Genomic DNA, 419 nt, shown 5'->3' on the forward strand with positions numbered 1-419 from the left:
GAGATTTGCCTCCGATTTTAGAAGTCAAAACCAACAGACTTCCAATTTGGGAATCAATACCTGGATGGCAGCTCAGTACATTCAAGACAAAAATGACGGCAGAAATGTAACACTGCTTTCCGCAACGCCATTTACGAACAAACCTTTGGAATATTATTCTATTCTTTCTTTAATAGCAAATAAAAGATTAGAAGAATCGGGATATTTCAATGTGAATACATTCTTCGAGACCTTTATGGAAGCGGACAATGATATGGAAATTGATGCAAAAGGTGATGTTAAATTTAAAGCAAATGTTCGGAGGTTTAAAAATAATTCTTTGTTTCAGCAATTACTTTCGGAATTCATTGATATAAAAGGCGAAGAAGACAATCCTGAATTGATTCGTCCCAACAAAATTAACAAAGAGTATAAAATTG

1 pseudogene is annotated in these 419 nt (G+C 33.9%); it reads left to right on the forward strand.

The window, feature by feature from the left end:
- Positions 1–419 (forward strand): annotated as a pseudogene (locus tag DRF58_RS18255) (restriction endonuclease subunit R); the annotation flags it as partial.

This window comes from Epilithonimonas hispanica (assembly GCF_003385395.1).
Taxonomy (GTDB): Bacteria; Bacteroidota; Bacteroidia; order Flavobacteriales; family Weeksellaceae; genus Epilithonimonas; species Epilithonimonas hispanica.